This window comes from Mesorhizobium sp. WSM4847 (assembly GCF_055811335.1).
On record NZ_JBVVPY010000043.1, the window covers coordinates 1 to 20143 of the forward strand.

The following is a 20143-nucleotide window of genomic DNA, read 5'->3' on the forward strand; positions in this document are numbered from 1 at the left end:
TCAGGCCCTGGAATGGCTTAGACGTAAAACTTCTCTGATCCGGCGTATCGACAATCTCTGGGTTGGCATCAGGCTTCCTCGTTTTGAACGAGGCATTCTGTAGACTGGCTGAGTTGTCGGCCGAAGCGAAAAGGTGCTCACGATCGTCTGAAATCGCTGCTCACGATCGTCTGAAATCGGTGCTCATGATCCCGTGAAATCCGTGCTCACGATGCTGTGAAATCCGTGCTCATCATCGCCTGAAATACGCAGGTTCCCCGGTTAGAGCGAGTCGGCTGATAGGTGTATTGGCTTTGAGGCTACCATGAGGCCTGTGCCAATTGTAGCGGTGGAGCCAGAGTGAGAGGTCTGCGGCGCGCTGGTCTGAGGTGTGATAGGCCTTGGTGTAGGCCCATTCTCTAAGGGCAGTTTGAATGAAGCGCTCGGCCTTGCCGTGGTCTTGGGCGTGTAGGGTTTGGTGCGGATGTGCTTGAGCCCGAGTTTCTTGCAGGCCTTGGCGAACGCTCTCGATATGTAGCAGCCGCCGTTGTCGGTCATGACGCGAATGACGGTTACGCCGAGGCTCTTGTAATAGGCGATGGCTGCCTTGAGGAAGGCTATGGCGCTCTGCGTCTTCTCGTCGGGCTTGATTTGGCTGAAGGCGACGCGAGACGCATCGTCGATGCAGACATGGACGAACTCCCAGCCCGTACCGCCACGCCTGGAGCTGCGCCAGGTGCTCTGGCCTGTGCGGTCGCCGGTGATGCGATGACCAACCCGCTCGAAGCGGCCGAGCTTTTTGATGTCGATGTGGATCAGCTCGCCGGGATGCTGGCGCTCGTAGCGGCGGACCGGTTCGGCCGGTTCCAACGAAGCGATCCGATTGAGGCCGAGGCGCTGCAGGATGCGGCTGACGGTAGCCGGCGAGACGCCAACTTCGGCAGCGATCTGCTGGCCGGTCCATCGTTGGCGCCGCAAGGCCTCAACCTGCTCGACAATGGCCTGTGGCGTCGGCCGGTAGAGCCGATGCGGTCGCGAGGACCGATCCTTAAGCGGCGCTGGTAAATTCGGTGATGGTGATGAAGAAGACGAGCGAACTTCCGTTAAGAACATGGATGAGCATATTACCCCATGTCGGCAGCATGGCGCGCATCGCCTGCGGCAGAATGATACGCCGCATCATGGTGAGCCGCGAAAAGTTGAGCGCTGTGGATGCCTCATACTGTCCCCGGTCAACGGCCTGAATCGCGGCGCGAACGTACTCGGCTGCATAGCCGGAGGCATTCATCCCGATACCTAAAATTCCGACAATCCACGGTGATAAAAAAATACCAAAGATTGGCAGTACGAAGAACCACCAGTAGAGCTGTACCAGCATAGATGTCCCACGAAGCAGTTCGATGTAAACGATGCTGAACCAGCGCAACTGCCAATGGGGAGAGACCCGGGTTAGCCAAACGACAAGCCCCAGGACAATTGCCACCAGAGATGCCCCGAGGGTCACAATAACCGTGGTCATGCCGCCCTTAGCTAGCACCCCCACGATGGAGTTGAGATCAACCATGATCATAGCACCCCCACTGACCGCTTACCAGACGGGCCCAAGAAGCGGTCAGGAGCATAGAGCGTCAACCCTTACACAAATCAGCGGTCTTGCTGCCGTCGGGCAGATCGCGTTTGGTGTATCCATATTTGCCGACCGAGGCCATCATTTCGTCAGAGCCAATATAGCCTTTCAACACAGCGTTGAACGCGTCTACCGCGGCCTGTTCGCTGAGCGAGAAGGCAATGGCGGGATGTTCATTGGGGCCAGGCGGGGTGTACGGGTCGGCCATCTCAATGCTAGGATCATTCTCGGCAAGGGTAGCCGCGTTCAGACTGTAGAGCGCGCCTGCGGCAGCGCGGCTGGCTTTTACAGCCTGTACGACCTCCTGCGGCCCGGCGACCTGCATGATTTTATCGTCGGCGAAGCCTAACTTTTTTGCCATCTCAACTCCGGTGGTACCCGTCGTAATGGCGATGCTGAGTCCCTTGTCACGCACATCCTGATAAGAATGCAGTGCTTCCGGATTACCCTTTGGCACGACAATCGCGTCATTACTCGATTCAATGGGTTCGCTGAAAAGCACGTTACGACAGCGTTCGGGCTTGATCCACATGCCGCCCGTAATAACGTCGAAGCGACCGGCATGGAGGCCCGGGACAAGCGAGCCCCAATCGGTTACGACCGACTCGATGTTGGGGGTACCCATCTTTTTCAAAACATCCAGAGTAATCGCATTGACCGAGCCGAGCGGCTCGTTGTTCGGACCGGATAGCTACCGGGAGGCTCGTTAGAGAAGCCAAGCCGGATCGTTCCTCCATTCTTGATCTTCTCGAGTAGCGACTCCGCTGAGGCCGAGCCGGTAAGGGAAGACATTGTCATTATCACGATGCCAAATGTCGCAATCCCCTTCGAGATTGCGGATTTCAAGTGTTCGGTATCGTTCCACTCAATCATTAGTTAGTTCTCCGGTTTTGAACGCCATTAAGATAGTAACGTAGCAGGGGCGCCTTCCACAAAAATTCCAAACATATACGCACGAATTCGACGGATTTCCGGTGGCCAGCACATTTTCATCAATCCGCCTGGTCGTTCAAAATTAACCAGCACAATTGTTCGCCGCGTAGGCGTAGCGCACTAATGCAGGATCGACTTGGCCAGACTGCGCCCTGCTTTCCTGAATTCCTTCAGGAATTAGCCCGCTGCGCGGCCGAATTCGGCGATCATGTCATCGGTCGTGAGAATGCGGCAGTAATGGCCATCCATGGCCTCGATCGATCGCGCGTGCCTATCTTCCTCTTCAGCTGCGCAGCAGTCCTCGATCTGGGTCACGAGGAAACCGCGATCGGCAGCATCGCGCACCGCTGTCTCGACGCACTGGTCGGTTGAAACACCGTATATCACGAGGTATTCAACCCCCAGATTGCGCAGTACGTATTCGATGTTGGTGCAATTGAAAACGCCTGATGCTGTTTTCGGAATGACAATCTCGTCGCCGGCAGGACCAACTTCCTCGATGACCTTCGCTTCCCAAGAACCTTTGGGATGGAATAGCTTGGAAATCTTGTGGTCGAGGCTAATGTCGCGCCCATCCTGCGTATAAGCCTCGATAGTCGTGTAAATGATCTCGACGCCTGCAGCGCGAGCCGCGGCCTGCAGGCGTTTCTGGTTCGGAATCACGACACTGTCGAGTCGCTCAAGGAACGACCGCTTTTTCTGATCCGGCGAGCCTGGAGCCTTTGATCGAGCAACGAGTTCCGGACTCCACTCGGCATTCTGCATGTCGATAGACAGCAATGCTGTCTTCTTAGGTTCTATCGACCGCTGTCGATCGGACGGGGTGGAGGCTTTGAGCGAGATTTGTGGCATGGATAAGTACCTTTCTGAGCGAAGACGGGTTGCACGTTGAGACTTTGCATCTGGATGCTAGTTGGGTATCGAAGCGATCAAACAGAACGATGTCAAACATTTTTCCGTTTGCATTATTCTGTATCATATGACAAGAACTTTTCAGTCTGCCCTCGCAACTGAGAAGCCAATGCCGCGGCACATAGTCCAAGCACCTGTCGAACTAGAGCATGCACCGGGATACCGTTGGAAGGATGGGCTTCTTGAGCCGGACGAGCCCGATCCCGTTGGGCATGTTCGCCCGACAGGGGGATCGCCGTTTCTTCTGCTTTGCGACCATGCGGGTCGGCTGATCCCTAAGTCGCTCGGGTCTCTTGGCGTCTCTCCAGCCGATCTCGCACGTCATATTGCCTATGACATCGGTGCTCTCGGCGTCAGTGAACGTTTGTCCGAACGACTCGACGCCGAGTTGATCTACCAGCGCTACTCCCGGCTCGTCGTTGACTGCAATCGTCCACCACACAACCCCACTGCATTTGTCACCTTGACCGACGGAACGACTATTGCGGGGAACCTAGATTTAACTGTGTCGGCTGCTGCCATGCGCCTATCCGAGATCTTTCTTCCCTACCAAGCGAGGATCGAGCATGTGGTTCGGACCCGTCTTGCCGCGAAACGTCCAACGGTGATCTTGACCGTCCACAGCTTCACCCCTTGGCACAGGGACTACCCGACGCCGCGCCCTTGGCACCTAGGCCTTCTTTTCAACAAGGATCGCCGCCTGGCAGACGCGCTTGCCGAAGAACTCAAGATGACGGGCGATCTCGTCATCGGCTTCAATCAGCCTTACGCGCTGGAAGATGAATCGGACTATACGGTACCGGTCTACGCGGAACATCGAGGTCTGCTCGGAATCGAGTTCGAGATTAGGCAGGATATGATCTCGGAATCGTCCGATCAGATCAAATGGGGTGATCGGTTAGCGGAAGCACTTAGAGTTGCGCTTAGACGCATCGCTCCTGAATTCGTTTGAAAGGAACGCACGGCATGACCCCGCACTCTCGGTATGAAAATCCCCGCATGGTGATGATTGGCAGTCAGGACTTGTCGGGTGTAATGCGCGGCCGCTCGTTTCCGGTGGAGCGCGTATCTGATGTGCTGAAGTCCGGCCTTCCTTGGGTCCCAGTCAATGTTCTTATATCGCCGCTCAACACGCTGCCGTCGGAGAACCCGTTTGGCCCGGTCGGCGAAACTCGATTGAAAGCGGATCTATCCGCCTTCGTGGTGCTACCTCAAGTGGGCGACAGGCCGTCGGCGACAGTTTACTTAGCAGACATCGAGACGACAGAAGGCGAAAACTGGCCCGTGTGTCCGCGTGGCCAGCTCAAGCGCGCGATTGCTGATCTCGAGTCGGAGTTCGGGCTGACGGTGGTCGCCGGTTTCGAGCACGAGTTATACATATACGGCTTACAGGATGAACCCACCCCGGCATTCTCTCTTCAAGGCAGTCGCGCAATTTCTGCACTGGCAGAGGATGTCTACGCCACCCTTGCCACCGGTGGCATGTCTCTTGAGCAGTTTGCGGCCGAATACGGCGCGCACCAGTTCGAACTGGCCAGTCCTCCCGCAAATGTCCTCGCAGCCGCAGACCAAGCCGTGTTTGCTCGTGAAGTAATCCGCGATGCAGCCCGCCTACGCGGTCTGAGGGCAACCTTCATACCCAAGCCGGATCCGGCTTCAGCCGGCAGCGGGGTACACATCCATTTCAGTCTGTGGCGGAAAGATGGGTCGCCAGCGACTGCGCGGCACGGCCACCTTGTTCCGGAAGCGGCTTCCTTCACCGCCGGCATCCTTCGCCACTTGGCAGCGGTCGTAGGCTTTACAACCCCCTCGGTGAATTCATTTGCCCGCTTCCTTCCTTCCAGCTGGGTGGGGATCTATTCGTGCTTCGGTGAGCGTAATCGTGAAGCAGCCATCCGCTTTTGCCCACGAGGCAGCGATGGAGAAGGATGGCATGGCGCGGCGTCCTTGGAATTTCGAGTGGCTGACGCAACCAGCAACCCCTATCTTGCACTTGCCGCCCTAATCCGTGCAGGCCTCGATGGGTTGAGGGACAAACTGGCCGCGCCGGTGAACGTTAACCACGACCCGGCCGCTATGACTGAAGCGCAACGATCTGCTGTGGGCGCGCAACAGCTACCTGCGACTCTTGGCGCCGTGATTGCCGGGATTGATGCTGATGGCGCTGCTAAACGATGGTTTGGTGAGCTTTTCTGGTCTGCCTACCGGGCGTCACGCCTCAATGACATCGCGGATGCAAAGCAAGCGGGGGACCGGTACGTCGAGCGGCTCGCCAAGGCGCTCTGACATTCGCGAGCGGGACCAGGTTCCGCATTAAAGCTCGCTTTGCCTCTTCGCCAAATGCTTCTGGGACACAGCGGGTATTGGTCCCAGTCGGCATATGAAGCATTCGATGCAGCGACCCCCATACACAACGCTTTGGAAGCAGCAGCGGAGGAACTAGAACATGAATTCCTTGTATGAACGTGAGGCACAATCAATCGCGAAGCTGGCTCATCTACGATTCTATCCACTTGCTGTCACAGGTGGGGCGGGTGCGACACTGACAACAGATGGTGGCGGCAAACTTCTGGATTTTGCGGCGTCCTGGGGCGCAGCAAGCCTAGGTCATTCTGATCCTCGTATACGGGCGGCAGTTAATAGCGCGCTTGCAAACCAGGCGGGAGCAAGCTATCTTTCGAGCGCCAATGCGCCGACAGTGCAACTAGCTGAAAAGCTTCTCTCATTGGTCCCGTCTCGTGCAGCGGGCAGGCTTTGGTTCGGCCATTCCGGTTCGGACGCCAATGAGACTGTCGCACGTATTGTAGTTGCTGCGACGGGCAGGCCCCGAATCCTTTCTTTTTCGGGTTCCGTACATGGGGGCACCATGGGCTCCGCCGCAATCTCTGGTCACCCGTTCTTAGCAATGCCAAAGACGCCTGGTTTAACACTCGTGCCGTACCCAAACAGTTATGCCGATGGTGAACACGCTGCGGAAATGGCGCTTAACGAGCTCGATCGCCTTTTCGGTGACTCTGTGCCTCCTCAACAGGTAGCCGCCTTCTTCATTGAGCCAATCCAATCCGATGGTGGAATGCTGGTTCCGCCGGACGGTTTCTTCCAAGAAATCGAGCGTCGATGCCGGCAGCACGGGATCCTACTCGTGAGCGATGAAGTGAAGGTCGGATTGGGTAGAACTGGGCGGCTGCATGCCTTTTCGCACCATGGCATCGAGCCAGATATCGTGGTGTTCGGAAAGGGTCTTGGCGGAGGTTTACCAATATCAGCAATCGCCGGACCTGAGGCCATTATGAATTTTGCGCCAGCCTTCTCACTGCAGACGTTGCACGGAAACCCTGTCTGCGCCGCGGCTGCCTTAGCTGTGCTCGATGCGATTGAAGCCGATCAATTGGTGGGGAATGCTGCAAGAGTAGGCAGGCACCTGCTATCCCGTCTCGAGAGACTAAAACAAAAGCACCCGCTAATTGGCGACGTTCGAGGGCAAGGTTTGGCGATTGGAGTTGAGTTGGTCGTCGACCGGGCAACAAAGAAGCCAGCAAAGCAGGAGACTGCAATGGCTGTTTATCGCGCCTTCGAACTTGGGTTGATATTATTCTATGTAGGCATAAAGTCGAATGTGCTTGAGTTCACTCCGCCATTGACCTTGACGCGGGAGGAAGTGGATCGCGGGGTGGAGATACTTGACGCGGCTCTTTCCGATGTTGAACAGGGCAAATTAGATCCTTCAGTAGCGAAAGCCTTTGCGGGCTGGTAGTCGGAAACAGGGGGGTGTAGATTTAGACGGCTGATCTGTGGGGCCGGGTTGTTCGCACTTAGAACCTCGAGGAGAGGCGGCGGCCTATTGCTGACAAAACCGCGCCGCGATGGTGCGAGCCGGGGGGATGAGGCGGCCCGACAGCCCGAGCTGATAGGCCACTCACCACTCAGCCACACCACGCTGAGATTTGCATAATTAACTGCCCAGCCGGATCCAACCTAGCGCATTTTGCATTTAACTGGCAAGCGACACAAAGAGTTCGATCTGGCGCTTAGGCCAATAACTCGGTGGCTGATTCTCGCAGAGAGCATTGAAGATGGTGTTCGTCGCCGCGCGGGTCGGCGCGTCGTGCCGCCGCAGGCTTTCATCTGCTGCGGCTCCCCCGTCCGCACACCGGACAGGGAAGCCTCCGCGGCCGCGAAAAGCTCACCCGCAAGAAGGTGGTCGTCTGCGACTATCCCGATGGCCGGCTCGAGATCAGGCATGAGGGCGTTACCCTGCCATACAAAGCCTTCGATGAGCTTCGGTCTGTTCCGGTTTCGAGGGCAACGGTGGGTCAGTCGGTCAAGGAGTGCCGTCGTCATCTGGCGTCACCGAAGACACTCGCCCACTCGCGGAAGCTGAGGTTTGTGGTGATGATGACGCTGGTGCGTTCGTAGAGCTCAGCAGATGGAAGAGTAATGCTCCACCTGACGCGCTGAACGGCAGACAGCCAAGCTCGTCCAGGCTCACGAGATCGGAGTGCACGAGCGATTGGCGATCTGGCCGGATCGTCCCTGCGCGTTCTCCTGCTCGAGCGCATTGACCAACTCGACAGTCGAGAAGGAGCGGACCCGTTTGTGATGATGCTCGATGGCCTGCACGCCGAGAGCGGTCGCAATATGGGTTTGCCTGTGCCGGGCCGCCGACGAGCACGATGTTATTAATTTCATCGATGAACTCGCAGCGATGAAGTGACGCACGAGTGCCTCGTTGATTGCTTGCGAAGTCAAAGCCGTTGAGATCACGATAGGCTGGAAAGCGTGCCGTCTTGAGCTGATGGCGACGGACCTGACTCGCGTTCTGCCGTCTCGTCCTTCAGCAATTGCGACAGGATCGGAATGGCGGCTTCAAATGCCGGCGCTCCCTGTTCGGTGAGTTCCCCTAGCCGATTTGTCCACCCTCAGGGGCGCACTCCAATGCCGGGTCATATCACTTCTCCGTGGCATCAACACTTCGCCTCCAGCCAGCTCGCGATGCAGTTTGTTCTGAGCAGCGCAGCTGTCACCGGCGGCATTGGGGGGCATGGTGTCGATTCCGGCGCTGCGGATCAGCGATCACAACTTCGCCCGCGATGGTAAGCTGGCCTTCTACCTGCCCTCGTTATGCTCGCGGGCGCGGTGGGGCTGCTCTTTGCGGTGGTACGCTTGGATTCCCGCTGAGGGCTCGTCGCGCTCCGGGACAATGCCGCCTACGCGGCGAGCTGGGGAGTCAACGAGGGACGGCATCGCTTGATCTGTGGCGGCGAGCGGCGCGTTACCCGGCTTGGCCGGTCCCTCTATGCACTATACCTGCGCGTCGCCCGACTGCTTCGTCCTAAGTGTGGGCCTGTCGGAGGCGTCGGCACGTTGTTCGGACTGATGATCGCGGAGATGGAAATCACGCTCATGACATCTCTCCTGATGGACGACAGCACCTGGCCGTTCGCAATCGTTTCGCTCCTGTTGATAGCGGTCATTCGCTTCTCGCCGGCCGGCCTTTGGGAAATTGGACGGAGCCTCTTCGCGAAGCGCGTGGCGACTGCGGAACAACCCAAGCGGCGACCACCCTGAGCTTTCCCGCGCTCGGCCTGCGAGCCAGTCGCGAAGCCCGGATCAAGTTAGCGCGAAGCCTGGTCGATTTCGGCGATCCACGCATTCGTCGACGTCACCCGGCAATAGTACCCGTCCATCGCTTTGATCGAACGGACATGTCGATCCTCCTCTTCCGCCGCACAGCAATCCTCGACCCGAGTCACGAGGAAGCCCGGTCTGCCGCATCGCGAACCGCCGTCTCCAGGCGTTGATCGGTCGAGACGCCGTAGATCACGACATATTCGATACCGAGGTTGCGCAGGACGTATTCGATGTTGGTGCAATTGAAGATGCCAGAGGCAAGTCTTCGGAACTACGATGTCGTCGCCGATTGGGCCGATGGTGTCCATTATTTTCGCCTCCCAGCAGCCCTTCGGAAAGAACAGCTTGGAAGTCGAGATTGATGTCGCGTCCATCTTGAGTGTAGGCCTCGATCGTGGTGTAGATGACCTCAATGCCTGCGGCACAAGCGGCGGCTTTGAGGCGCTTCTGGTTGGGAATAACAATGCTGTCGAGCCGTTCGAGGAAGGCCCGCTTCTTTGCCTCTGGAGCACCCGCGATCCTGGAGCGCGACAAGCTCCGGGTTCATTCCTTCGGCATTCTGCATGTCGATCGACAGAAGCGCCCGTCTTTCGGGGTTCAATCGGGCGCTGGCGGTCGGAAGGACTGGCTGTCCCGACAGTGATGTGGGCATCTAAAAGCGGGATGTTTATAGGGTTGCATATCCGCAATGAGAGCCTCGTCCCTGTTCAGGGCCGTCGATTTGCACTAACTGACAACGTCTAGGGACGCACCTGGCAACCGTAGGAAGAGGATGGATCTCGTCTTGAGTACACCGGAAACAAGAATTGCTGAGCGGATCGAACGCATCATGCCGGAGCTCACGCGTAGCGAGCGCCGGGCCGCCCAGACCTTGCTTGCACGCTATCCGGCCGTTGGCCTCGAGAGCATCACGGGATTTGCCGAGACGGCCAGGGTGAGCTCGGCAACCATCCAGCGCTTCGTCACCAAGCTCGGGGTGACGGGTTACCCAGAATTCCGGCGTCTCCTTCGTGATGAAGTGTCGATCGTCCAGGAAAACGCACTCACCATCCAGCGGGTGAACCGCGACCAGACTCGGCGAGACGAGCGCCTTCGCGCCAGCTTGGTGGCCGCCGTCGAGACGTCGCTCGACGTGCTTGACCTCCGCGAAGTCGCCGAGGTGGTCGAACTCCTTGCCGATACGAAGCGGCGGGTCTTTCTCCTGGGCGGCACCTTCACTCATCCGGTCGCGATGCATCTCGACTTCCACCTGCGAAAGATGCGACCACGCGTGACATTGATGGCGCAGGACATGCCACGCCGCTGCGACGCGCTCATCGAGATGCGGCGCAACGACCTCTTCGTCGTCTTTGACATCAGGCGCTATCAGCCCGATGTCATCCTCACTGCGAAAATGGCCTCTGAGAAAGGAGGGGTTCTGATCCTCTTCACCGACCAGTGGGTCAGCGACGTGGAGGCCTTCGCTCGCCACACGTTCCGCTGCAAGGTAGACGCCACGACCCCCTGGGATACGATTGTCGGCCTCGTCGGCGTTGCGGAGATGCTGGTTGCCGAGCTCGACGTCCGGCTCTGGCCGAACGCCCAGCCGCGGCTTGAGGCGCTGAACCGCCTCCGGGAACGCACCTTTGTTCCCGACCGGCGACACGGCGGCGGGGAAGGAGCGCGGTATGGGCTAGCTCCGGTCGACCTTGGTCGCCGGGATTAGACCCAACGGCCTGACGACGAGGATCGCGATCCTCGCAGTGAGCAAGACCGTATCTTGGTAAGAGGCCATGACCTAGCTGTGGGGCCTCAACAGGTTGTCCTCGGTTAGGGCGAGACGACTGATAGGTGGTTTGGACTTTAGGCTGCCGTGTGGGGGATGGCAATTGTATCTGTGGAGCCAGATTGGCAGTTCGGCGGCGCGGTGATCGGATGTCGGGTAGGCAATGGCGTAGGCCCATTCGCGCAACGCCGTCTGGATGAAGCGCTCGGCCTTGCCATTGGTCTTGGGCGTAAAGGGCCTTGTCGTGACGTCCTTAAGGCCGAGATCGCGGCAGGCCTTGGCGAAAGCCTTCGATCTGTAGCAGGAGCGGTTGTCGCTCATGACGCGGTCTATGGTGACGCCGAGGCTGGCGTAGTAGGCGACCGCCGCTTTGAGGAAGGCGATGGCGCTCTCCGATCGACGCGCCGGTGAGCTGTGGCATATGGGCAGGCCGCGAGGAACGGTCGACCATGCCGGCGCGGCCCTCGGTCTTATAGCGCTCGACCCAGCGCGTCACGATCTTGGCCCACACGCCATAGACGCGCGCCGCATGGGCTTTGGAAAAAGCGCCTTCTATCACCGACAGCGCCATCTCCTCTCGACGCAGCGGTGTGAGACGGGCATTCTTGTGGATGTTCATTCGGACCCTCCGGTGGATGCTCAAGCGTGGTAACTCCAGTCTCCTCGGTCCGGTCCGAATGGACAACCTCCCGAAAGCTCACACCCCTAGGGTAGGAACGCCTGTTAGAACACCTCAATAGCTCGACGACAAAGCCCCCCGCAACCGCTCCGGAAAGCGAGCCGAGAATACCCTCCACCCGGGTTATGAAGGCTCTTAGCACCAAGTGTCGCCCCATCAAGGGATCGACGGAGCCGCTCTGAGCCACCCAGAACACGGCAACAATGGTCAGGGTGGACAAATGACGGATCGAGCCAGAGATCCCGCGTGATTGGCAGGCAACGTCCGAAGCGCAACTCATAGTTCCCTGCACCCTCAAGCTTCTTGGCGCCTTCGGTAGTAACCGGCGATTAAATTAGCTGGGCTTCATAAGGCAGCGTCGCTTCAAAGCCGATTCTTCGATCCATTCAACTAGTACCTCTGCACATAGATTATGACTCTTTGGGGGTTGGCTTTGGGTAGGGCTTGGCCATTTTGAGGCGGGCCTGTTCGGTTGAGAACATCCACTTGATGCGGGCGCCAGTGGCGTTTCGTTGGTGTTGCCAGGCGGCGACCTCGGCGACGAGGCTATCGCGGCTTTCGATGCGACGGTCGAGGCACTGACTGCGCAGGACGCCGATCTCGATCTCGACCATGTTGAGCCCAGCTGGCGTGCTTGGGCGTGTAGTGGAACTCCAGCCGTCGCAGGATGCGTCGCGCCTCTGATGGCGGCAGGGCCTGATAGAGCGCGGCGGGCGAGTGGGTCGACAGATTGTCGAGGACGACCCGGATACGCTCGGCATCGGGCAATGGAGATCGACGAGTTCGCGCATGCAGTGGGCAAAGTCCTCCGCCGCGCGCCGCTCGGTGACCTTTACCTTGCGCCATGAGCGGTGCGCGTGGAGGAAGACAAACAGGTTGGCGGTGCCGTTGCGCTTGTACTCGCAGTCGTAACGCTCCGGCCTTCCCGGCGCGGCCCAGATGGGCTGCCGCACTTCGCCGATGAGTTTGGTCGGGCTTTCGTCGAAACACACGACAGGCCGCTTCGGATCGGGCGCTTCGGCGTAGAGGTCGAGCACATCCTCCATGCGCGCGACATACTCGGCGTCGACCTTGGGAATGCACCACATGTCCTTGCGCCAGGGCTTGACATCGTTTTCAGCCAGGCGCCGGCGCACCGCCTCGCGCGACAGCCGTTCATGTTCGGTCAACTTGACGAACGCGTCGGCCAGCAGCTCCAGTGTCCAGCGGGCCCGCCCGGGCGGCCGGCTGGAGCAGGCGGTTGCCACCAGCAAGGCTTCCTTCTTGCCCGTCAGCTTGCGCTCCGCGCCGGGGCGCGGCTCTTCACTGAGCGCCGCCTCCAGACCCATCTCCACGAAACGACGCTTGGTGCGATAGACGGTGGAGCCGCCGACCACCACCGTCGTCGCAATGGTCTCGTCGCTCTGGCCGGCATCGGCGGCGAGCAGGATCTGGGCCCGCTTGAGCTTGCGCGCCGGATGCTTGCCGCCTGCCAGCATCGCTGTGAGTTCGTCGCGTTCGGGTTGGTCGAGATCGACGCGATAGCGTACATTCATCCGGAAGGCCTCCCTCGGGTGCGGAGGTTCCGGATGAATCGACAAATGATTACTTGACGGACAGCCGCCTGCCCGACCCCGATTCACCGACAAACAGGGGCAGTATCTCGCCTTCATCTGGGCTTATATGCAGGTCAACCGCCAACCGCCGGCCGAACGCAACATGCAACGCTATTTCGGCGTCACCCCGCCTTCAGTCCACCAGATGGTGCTGATCGTTGAGCGCTTAGGCTTGATCCGCAGGCAGCCTGGTGTTGCACGAAGCATTGAGCTGCTCCTACCGCCGCTCAAACAGATCGAACCCGTCATATCCTCTCTGCAGAGGTACTAGCCGCCCGCTGCACAATCGCCCAGTGAATTAAGCGGGAGGGTCGTGATTGGCTCGCTTCTCGTGGCGACCTTGCAATTGGCATCAGCGCCGTCATCCATCCATCTTGATCCAAGATGTTGGCAATATGAACACGGAATTTGACAGGCGAATTACACCAATGAATGTTCGTTGTTCTGCAGAAGATGCTGATTGTCCCCATCGACGAGGGGGTCTGTCTGCATAGCGCAAGCTGACTGCTTGTCAGCACTACACAACCGGCATGTAAGTAGATTGAACTTAGCGGCCGTCGACATCCAGTGTAATTGGCATTTGAGACAACAACGCTCATTCGCAATAACGTATGGGAAATAGAGGGAAATATCATGAATAGAAAGCTACAAAGCGCCATATTTTCTTTTACAATCGGCCTCCTTGCGAGCGATATCAGCAAAGCAGATAGTGACAAGATCGTTATTGGTGGTGCGATGTCGCTGACTGGGATACAAGCACCTTTCGATACTCCCGGCGTCAAGGGTGCAGAGGTCGCCGTCAAGTATCTTAACGACACTGGTGGCATATTGGGCAAGCAGATTGAGTTCATCAATATCGACGGGAAGTCCGATCCGGTGACGGTTGGCAACGCTGCCGTCGAGGTGATAGATAAAGGCGCACAACTGATCATGGCTCCGTGCGATTTCGACCTCGGAAGCCCCGCCGGTCGGGAGGCACAGGCCGCTAGTTTAGTTGGTATCTCGACCTGCGCTTCCGACCCACTTTATTCGTCTTGGACGCTTGGCGACAAACAGTTTACCTTGTCTATGTGGAGCCCCATAATGGGTGCGGTGGCTGCCGACTTCGCCGTCAAGGAGAAGGGGTGGAAGAAGGCTTATGTCGTCACCGACCAATTCATCGCCTACACGAAGTCACTGTCCAAATATTTCGCGGAGCAGTTCAAAGAAAACGGTGGCGAAGTAATTTTCGAAGATACATACACAAACGGTGACAATAATTTCTCGGCCCAGATCGCTCGCCTGAAATCACTCGGCAAGACGCCCGACGTGATCTTCCTGTCTTCCTATGGCCAGGATATCGGGGTGCTCATCCGCGCGCTGCGCGAAGTCGGCTACAACGCTCCTGTGCTCGGAGGCGATACTTACGATGATCCAGCCATGCTACAGGCGCTGGGTGAAAAGTTTGGCAACGATGTCTACTTCGTGACCCACACCTGGATGGGCCCGGAGGCGCATCCCGACATGCCGAAATTCATCGACCTTTACACCAAGATGCATGGCGCAGCGCCCGACACGTCCTTCGTCTCGACCGGCTGGGACACGATCATGCTGATGGCCGAAGCGATCAAGGCAGCCGGCAGCACGGACGGTGCAGCCGTCGCCAAGGCGCTTGAGGACGGCCAGTTCAAACTTCTGACCGGCGATCTGGACTACGGCACAGCCGAGGAAGGCCATGTGCCTAACAAGGCTGCGGTCGTTCTGGAACTGAAGGGTGGCAAACCGGCCTTCGTCGGCTGGCGCAAGCCCGAAAGCGTTCCCGTTCCCTGACATCCCAGGCGCCGGGGCCTTGTGCCCCGGTCCCTCCCAATAGGGCAGTCCATGTCTGACAAATCGCTCAACGCGGCTGGCGTATCGGTCGAGTTTTCCGGGCTTCGCGCGCTCGACAACGTCTCGCTAACGCTGTCCCCGGCCGAGATCGTCGGCCTCATCGGGCCGAACGGGTCCGGCAAGACCACGCTTATCAATGCGATCACCGGACAGGTGCCGCTCGCCGGCGGCCGCGTGACGATAGGCGACGACCAGATATCGGGACTGTCGCCGCGCAAGATCGCCCTGAAGGGCATAAACCGATCGTTCCAGATCGTCCGCCTTTTCAACAACATGACAGTTGTCGAGAATGTGGAAAGCTCGGCACTTGCTCATGGCGTCAGGTTGCACCAAGCTCGCGAAAAGGCGAATACGCTTCTTGCCGAGTTTTCGCTTTCAGAAAAGGCCGGGGATCTTGCCGGCAATCTGAGCTATGGCGACAAGCGCCGCGTCGAGATTGCCCGCGCGCTGGCCGCCGACCCTGCCTTCCTGCTGCTGGACGAGCCGGCGGCAGGCATGAACGAGGCCGAATCCGAAACGCTCTTACACATCCTGTCCAAACTGCCGCGCACACGCGGGCTAGGCCTGCTGATCATCGACCACGACATGGGCCTGATCATGCGGCTCTGCAATCGGCTCCATGTGCTGGCTTCAGGCCGTACCATCGTGGAAGGCAAGGCGGATGCGGTGCGAAAGAACCCAGCGGTGATCGAGGCCTATCTCGGCTCGGAGGCTGCCCATGTTTGAGGTCGAGAATCTCGAAGTGCGATATGGCGCAATCCGCGCCGTACGCGGCGTCTCGCTGAGAGCAGACAAGGGCGAACTCGTTGCCATTCTCGGCGCGAACGGCGCCGGCAAGTCATCCACGCTGATGTGCATCGCCGGCGCGCTGAAGGCTGCCGGTGGTTCGATCCGGCTCGACGGGCAGGAGGTGACATCCGCCAATCCTGAAAAGATGGTGCGGGCGGGCGTCGCCACCGTTCCCGAAACGCGCGATGTGTTTTCCGACCTGACGGTCACTGAAAACCTGAGGCTCGGAAGCTATACCCGCCGCAACGATCGCCCTGGTGTCGCGGAAGATCGCGAGCGGATGCTGGCGTTGTTCCCGCGCCTTGCCGAGCGCGCCTCGCAGCCTGCCGGCACGCTTTCGGGCGGCGAACAGCAGATGCTACTGATCGCCCGCGCGATGATGTCGCGACCCAAGGTGCTGTTGCTCGATGAGCCGTCGCTCGGGCTTGCGCCGGTGATCGTCGACCAGATTTTCGAAATGATCCGCACGCTGAAGCAATCGGGCATGACCATCGTGCTGGTCGAACAGAATGCCCGCAAGGCGCTGTCGGTCGCCGACCGCGCCTATGTGATGCGGCTCGGCAGGATCGCGGCATCGGGAACCACCGAAGAAATCGGGGCAGCGACCAATCTCAGCGTACTTTACCTCGGAGGGTGAGGACATGACCTTTGCAGTTCAATTCCTCATCGATGTGTTCAGCCTCGGCGGCGCCTATGCACTGATGGCTCTCGGCCTCGTCATCGTCTACGGCATCCTCAAGCTGGTGAACTTCGCCTATGGCGAGCTCATCATGGTCACCGGCTATGCGATGTTCCTAATAGGCGGCTCCGGCCTGCCTTGGCTGGTCATGGCGGGGATTGCCGTCATCATGGCGGTCATCGCTGGCATCGCCACTGATTATGTCGCCTTCCGTCCCGTTCGGGCAAAATCGGTGACGGCGGTGCTGATCACCTCCTTCGCCTTCTCGACGCTGTTGCAGAATGCGGCGCTGCTGTTCATCTCACCGCGGCCGCGCCAAGTGCCGCTGCCCGACATCTTCTCGCAGACCGTGACGATCTTCGGCACGATAACGCCGGTCAGAAACCTGATCACCATCGTCGCGGCGCTCGTTCTTCTGGCGCTGCTCGCGTGGCTGATGCGCCGCACCGTGCTCGGCATCGCCATGCGTGCGGCAGCCACCAATTTCACCATGGCGCGGATGCTCGGCGTGCCGGCAAACCTGATCATATCCTCGGCCTTCGCCATCAGCGGTTTTCTGGCTGGCGTCGTCGGGCTGTTGTGGATCGGCCGCATCGGCACCGTGGTTCCGGGCATCGGGCTGGAGCCGCTGCTGGTTGCCTTCATCGCCACGGTCATCGGCGGCATGCGCTCGATGACTGGTGCGGTCATCGGCGGTTTCCTGCTCGCCCTCATCGATACGACGCTGAACTACACGCTTTCGCAGGAACTTCTTAAATTCCGCGACGCCTTCACCTTCAGCCTCGTTATCCTGATCCTGTTGTGGCGGCCGGACGGCCTCATCAAGGGCCCGGCCTCGGGCCGGCGGACATGAGGACATTATGAAGCGTCATCTTCTCACCGTAGCGATCCTCGGCGGCCTCATCGTCATGCTGGTCCTCGTCAATCAATGGCTGGGCATCCGGCTCTATGACCGCATCGCCACCAATCTGTGCATCTCGCTGGTGCTGGTGCTGGGCTTGCAGGTTTTCATGGGCAATTCCGGCATCCTGTCCTTCGCCCATATGGGTTTCATGGGCATCGGCGCCTACACCTCCGCCGTGCTGACTATTCCGGCGCAGATGAAGGGCATGGCCTTGCCTGACCTTTATCCCTTCCTCCAGACCGTGCAGGTATCGCCCTATGTAGCGATCGCGGCGGGCGGCCTCGTCGCGGCGCTTGTTGCCGCCGCTCTGTCGTATCCGCTGATGCGCCTGTCGGATGCAGCGGCGGTCATAACCTCGTTTGCGCTGCTGGTGGTACTCTATACAGTGATGACGCATTGGAGCCAAGTTACCAACGGTCCGCGCACGCTGTTCGGCCTGCCCCAGGCGACCGACCTGCCACTGGCTGCCGGTGTCGCCATTCTGGCCTTGATCGCCGCGCTCGCCTTCAAGGAATCGCGTACTGGTCGTCTGCTACGGGCGAGCCGCGACGACGAGACGGCTGCCGCCGCCCTTGGCGCGCATATCCCCAGCTTGCGCTGGCGAGCCTTCATCTTGGCGGCGCTGTTTGCCGGCGTCGGCGGCGCTCTGTGGGGTCACTTCATCACCTCCTTCTCACCAAAGGCCTTCTATCTGAAGGAGACGTTCCTGATCCTCAGCATGCTGGTGATCGGCGGCGCGAAGACGGTCACCGGTGCGATCGTCGGCACGTTCATCGTGACCATCGCGTATGAAAGCCTGCGCGGCGCCGAGGGGCTGTTGAACGACGCCAAGATCGTGTCGAACCCGGTCATCGGGCTTACCGAAATCGTGCTGGCGCTGGCGATGATCGCGGTTCTGGCGCTGCGCGCCGGCGGCCTGTTCCCGACCCGCGAAATCGGCGCGCTGCTTGCGCACGGCGTGTCACGGCAGGGAACTCGCGCGGGAAACCTATGACTCTCGTGAGTTGAAGCAGCACTACGACCTGGCTCAGCTCTATTCGACAGGCGCTGCGTCGAAGGATTTGACGTGGCTTTTTACGGCGGCGAATCCACAATCGCTGGACAAGATCTTCGGCCGCAACGTCAGTGTTTCGGGCGAAATCAAGTCGGTCTCCCTGCTCAATCGCCACGACCGCGCTCGACGTCACAATCCAGGCGCAGATCCTGCGGCTCATCATCGATCTGAAAGAGCCCACGGGAACGGCTGTCATATTTATTACACATGACCTGGGCGTTGGAGCCGAGACATGCCAACGCGTAATCGTGATGTATGCCGGCCGTATCGTAGAACAAGCGACCGTAACTGATCTGTTCGCGCGTCCCGCGCACCCCTACACCCAGGGCCTCATGCGATCGGTGCCTGATCGGCGGCGCAGCCGACAGCGCCGCCTTCCAGAAATTCCTGGGATTGTGCCAGGTCTGCGCGAACCTAGTGTGGGCTGCAGCTTTGCGCCACGCTGCCCGTTCGCGATTGATATTTGCCGCGAGAAGACGCACACCCCGCGTGATGTCGGATCGAGCCACGCCGCGGCTTGCTGGCGCGCCGAAGAGGTGATGGGCGCATGAGTGATCCTTTGCTGAAAGTCGAGAACCTTACCAAGCATTATCCGCTCGGTAGCGGAATCTTCAAGGAAAGCATGCCGGTGATCCGGGCGGTGGAGGATGTGTCCTTTTTCCGTTGAGGCGGGGGAGACGCTCTGCATCGTCGGCGAATCCGGCTGTGGCAAGTCGACTGTCGCGCGGCTCCTGATGCGACTCGTGGGCCCGATGGGCGGGCGCGTCCTGATCGACGGAACCGACATTGCGGGTCTCAAGAAGCGTGCGCTCCGAGATTGGCGCCGTCGGATGCAGATGGTGTTTCAGGATACTTACTCATCGCTGAACCCGCGTCTCACCGCAGGACAGATTATCACCGAACCCGTCGAGAATTTCGAGCGACTTAGCCGCAAGCAGCGCAACGCGCTTGCTGCGGACCTTCTCCAGAAGGTCGGAATGTCGCCCGAGATGATGCACAGGCTTCCGTCCGAGCTGTCGGGCGGCCAGCGGCAGCGGCTCGGCATCGCGCGGGCGCTGGCGCTCCAGCCTTCGCTCATCATCGCCGACGAAGCGGTGTCAGCTCTTGATGTCTCCGTGCAGGCGAAGATCCTGAACTTGCTCTTGGATCTGCAGCAACAGATGGGAATTGCCTTTGTCTTTATATCGCATGATCTTGGCGTGGTGGAACATATCGCGCTCCGTGTTGCCGTCATGTATTTGGGGCGGATCGTGGAACTCGCGCCGTGCGAGGCGCTGTTCGCTAAGCCGGTCCATCCCTATACCGAGGCGTTGATCGCGGCGGCACCCGTGCCGGATCCGACGCGGATTCGGCTGGAGGCGCCTGTGGAGGGCGAGGTGCCGAGCCCGATCAACCCGCCCAGCGGGTGCGCATTCCACCCGCGCTGCCCGCTTGCTGTCGAGCGTTGCTGGATCGGCTTGCCTACTCTCGTACACGGGCGCGTCGTGGCCTGCCATGTGCGCGCCCCGGCCACGGAAATTCCGGCCCAGCCGCCTGCGGCGGCCAATTCTTCGTTCATTGGGGCATAGCTGCGGAGCCTTCACCCCGTTCCAGGATCACCAGCGCGCTGCTCAGGAACCGTGGAAATGATACTAATTTCCGCAAAAGTATAGACGAAGGAAAGTCCATGGAAAACGAGAACGGTGGTCATCCTGCCCAGCGAGATGCTGGCTTTGATGTGGTCGGTT

General features: G+C 59.3%; 15 protein-coding genes and 7 pseudogenes. 14 read left to right on the top strand and 8 right to left on the bottom strand.

Going from position 1 to position 20143, the window contains the following annotated elements; genetic code table 11:
- Window positions 1-232: 232 nt before the first annotated feature.
- The 4 genes and pseudogenes from AC0L28_RS33170 to AC0L28_RS33185 form a co-directional block, all read right to left on the bottom strand.
- Window positions 233-1038: pseudogene (locus tag AC0L28_RS33170) on the bottom strand (IS481 family transposase); the annotation flags it as partial.
- Window positions 1028-1549, bottom strand: coding sequence for an amino acid ABC transporter permease (locus AC0L28_RS33175; protein WP_473482643.1), 522 nt, complete (start codon window positions 1547-1549; stop codon window positions 1028-1030). The pseudogene AC0L28_RS33170 and the gene AC0L28_RS33175, both read right to left, overlap by 11 nt.
- A gap of 58 nt (window positions 1550-1607) precedes the next feature.
- Window positions 1608-2231 carry a transporter substrate-binding domain-containing protein gene (locus AC0L28_RS33180; protein WP_473482645.1) on the bottom strand — a complete coding sequence of 208 codons (624 nt, stop codon included), beginning with the start codon at window positions 2229-2231 and terminating at the stop codon, window positions 1608-1610.
- 485 nt (window positions 2232-2716) lie between these two features.
- Entirely contained in the window at window positions 2717-3319 is a 603-nt protein-coding gene (locus tag AC0L28_RS33185) for a cysteine hydrolase family protein (RefSeq protein ID WP_473482647.1), read from the bottom strand.
- 133 nt (window positions 3320-3452) lie between these two features.
- Here AC0L28_RS33185 and AC0L28_RS33190 point away from each other — a divergent pair, with 133 nt between their 5' ends.
- From AC0L28_RS33190 to AC0L28_RS33200, 3 genes are all read left to right on the top strand, one after another.
- Window positions 3453-4403 carry an N-formylglutamate amidohydrolase gene (locus tag AC0L28_RS33190; RefSeq protein WP_473482649.1) on the top strand — a complete coding sequence of 317 codons (951 nt, stop codon included), beginning with the start codon at window positions 3453-3455 and terminating at the stop codon, window positions 4401-4403.
- Between the two features lie 14 nt (window positions 4404-4417).
- On the top strand, window positions 4418-5737 hold the full coding sequence (locus AC0L28_RS33195; protein WP_473482651.1) for a glutamate-cysteine ligase family protein: 1320 nt from the start codon (window positions 4418-4420) through the stop codon (window positions 5735-5737).
- A gap of 160 nt (window positions 5738-5897) precedes the next feature.
- Window positions 5898-7205: an aspartate aminotransferase family protein gene (locus tag AC0L28_RS33200; protein ID WP_473482653.1), complete on the top strand. Its 1308-nt coding sequence runs from the start codon at window positions 5898-5900 to the stop codon at window positions 7203-7205.
- Window positions 7206-7753: 548 nt separating this feature from the next.
- Here AC0L28_RS33200 and AC0L28_RS33205 read toward each other — a convergent pair.
- Window positions 7754-8370 (bottom strand): annotated as a pseudogene (locus AC0L28_RS33205) (ATP-binding protein); the annotation flags it as partial.
- A 445-nt stretch (window positions 8371-8815) separates the two neighbouring features.
- Between AC0L28_RS33205 and AC0L28_RS33210 the strand changes: the two are divergent.
- Window positions 8816-9019, top strand: a complete 204-nt coding sequence (locus AC0L28_RS33210) for a hypothetical protein (RefSeq protein ID WP_473482655.1) — start codon at window positions 8816-8818, stop codon at window positions 9017-9019.
- Between the two features lie 252 nt (window positions 9020-9271).
- On the opposite strand, the gene AC0L28_RS33215 is transcribed toward AC0L28_RS33210, so the two are convergent.
- On the bottom strand, window positions 9272-9616 hold the full coding sequence (locus tag AC0L28_RS33215; RefSeq protein ID WP_473482657.1) for a hypothetical protein: 345 nt from the start codon (window positions 9614-9616) through the stop codon (window positions 9272-9274).
- Between the two features lie 238 nt (window positions 9617-9854).
- Between AC0L28_RS33215 and AC0L28_RS33220 the strand changes: the two genes are divergently transcribed.
- Complete coding sequence (locus AC0L28_RS33220) at window positions 9855-10787, top strand: MurR/RpiR family transcriptional regulator (RefSeq protein ID WP_473482658.1); 933 nt, start codon at window positions 9855-9857, stop codon at window positions 10785-10787.
- 72 nt (window positions 10788-10859) lie between these two features.
- On the opposite strand, the pseudogene AC0L28_RS33225 reads toward AC0L28_RS33220, so the two are convergent.
- A pseudogene (locus AC0L28_RS33225) lies at window positions 10860-11466 on the bottom strand (integrase core domain-containing protein).
- 470 nt (window positions 11467-11936) lie between these two features.
- A pseudogene (locus AC0L28_RS33230) lies at window positions 11937-13061 on the bottom strand (IS630 family transposase).
- Window positions 13062-13155: 94 nt separating this feature from the next.
- Here AC0L28_RS33230 and AC0L28_RS33235 point away from each other — a divergent pair.
- From AC0L28_RS33235 to AC0L28_RS33275, 9 genes and pseudogenes are all read left to right on the top strand, one after another.
- Window positions 13156-13392: pseudogene (locus tag AC0L28_RS33235) on the top strand (LexA family protein); the annotation flags it as partial.
- Between the two features lie 362 nt (window positions 13393-13754).
- Window positions 13755-14930, top strand: a complete 1176-nt coding sequence (locus AC0L28_RS33240) for an ABC transporter substrate-binding protein (protein WP_473482660.1) — start codon at window positions 13755-13757, stop codon at window positions 14928-14930.
- 51 nt (window positions 14931-14981) lie between these two features.
- Window positions 14982-15716 carry an ABC transporter ATP-binding protein gene (locus AC0L28_RS33245; RefSeq protein WP_473482662.1) on the top strand — a complete coding sequence of 245 codons (735 nt, stop codon included), beginning with the start codon at window positions 14982-14984 and terminating at the stop codon, window positions 15714-15716.
- Window positions 15709-16416 carry an ABC transporter ATP-binding protein gene (locus AC0L28_RS33250; protein ID WP_473482664.1) on the top strand — a complete coding sequence of 236 codons (708 nt, stop codon included), beginning with the start codon at window positions 15709-15711 and terminating at the stop codon, window positions 16414-16416. The genes AC0L28_RS33245 and AC0L28_RS33250 overlap by 8 nt, the downstream gene beginning before the upstream one ends.
- A 4-nt stretch (window positions 16417-16420) precedes the next feature.
- Window positions 16421-17311 (top strand): branched-chain amino acid ABC transporter permease, encoded by an 891-nt coding sequence (locus AC0L28_RS33255; RefSeq protein WP_473482666.1) that lies wholly within the window; start codon window positions 16421-16423, stop codon window positions 17309-17311.
- 7 nt (window positions 17312-17318) lie between these two features.
- Window positions 17319-18356: a branched-chain amino acid ABC transporter permease gene (locus AC0L28_RS33260; protein WP_473482668.1), complete on the top strand. Its 1038-nt coding sequence runs from the start codon at window positions 17319-17321 to the stop codon at window positions 18354-18356.
- A gap of 10 nt (window positions 18357-18366) precedes the next feature.
- Window positions 18367-18627 carry a VirB8/TrbF family protein gene (locus AC0L28_RS33265; RefSeq protein WP_473482670.1) on the top strand — a complete coding sequence of 87 codons (261 nt, stop codon included), beginning with the start codon at window positions 18367-18369 and terminating at the stop codon, window positions 18625-18627.
- Window positions 18530-18967: pseudogene (locus AC0L28_RS33270) on the top strand (oligopeptide/dipeptide ABC transporter ATP-binding protein); the annotation flags it as partial. The gene AC0L28_RS33265 and the pseudogene AC0L28_RS33270, both read left to right, overlap by 98 nt.
- Window positions 18964-19984 (top strand): annotated as a pseudogene (locus AC0L28_RS33275) (ABC transporter ATP-binding protein). The pseudogenes AC0L28_RS33270 and AC0L28_RS33275, both read left to right, overlap by 4 nt.
- The last annotated feature ends 159 nt before the right edge of the window (window positions 19985-20143 follow it).

What these genes read in the sequence shown, in the direction of transcription:
- AC0L28_RS33240 (WP_473482660.1), top strand. Translation starts at nt 13,755, where the DNA reads ATGAATAGAAAGCTACAAAGCGCCATATTTTCTTTTACAATCGGCCTC.
- AC0L28_RS33175 (WP_473482643.1), bottom strand. Translation starts at nt 1,549, where the DNA reads ATGATCATGGTTGATCTCAACTCCATCGTGGGGGTGCTAGCTAAGGGC.
- AC0L28_RS33220 (WP_473482658.1), top strand. Translation starts at nt 9,855, where the DNA reads ATGGATCTCGTCTTGAGTACACCGGAAACAAGAATTGCTGAGCGGATC.
- AC0L28_RS33245 (WP_473482662.1), top strand. Translation starts at nt 14,982, where the DNA reads ATGTCTGACAAATCGCTCAACGCGGCTGGCGTATCGGTCGAGTTTTCC.
- AC0L28_RS33260 (WP_473482668.1), top strand. Translation starts at nt 17,319, where the DNA reads ATGAAGCGTCATCTTCTCACCGTAGCGATCCTCGGCGGCCTCATCGTC.
- AC0L28_RS33195 (WP_473482651.1), top strand. Translation starts at nt 4,418, where the DNA reads ATGACCCCGCACTCTCGGTATGAAAATCCCCGCATGGTGATGATTGGC.
- AC0L28_RS33200 (WP_473482653.1), top strand. Translation starts at nt 5,898, where the DNA reads ATGAATTCCTTGTATGAACGTGAGGCACAATCAATCGCGAAGCTGGCT.
- AC0L28_RS33180 (WP_473482645.1), bottom strand. Translation starts at nt 2,231, where the DNA reads ATGGGTACCCCCAACATCGAGTCGGTCGTAACCGATTGGGGCTCGCTT.
- AC0L28_RS33255 (WP_473482666.1), top strand. Translation starts at nt 16,421, where the DNA reads ATGACCTTTGCAGTTCAATTCCTCATCGATGTGTTCAGCCTCGGCGGC.
- AC0L28_RS33250 (WP_473482664.1), top strand. Translation starts at nt 15,709, where the DNA reads ATGTTTGAGGTCGAGAATCTCGAAGTGCGATATGGCGCAATCCGCGCC.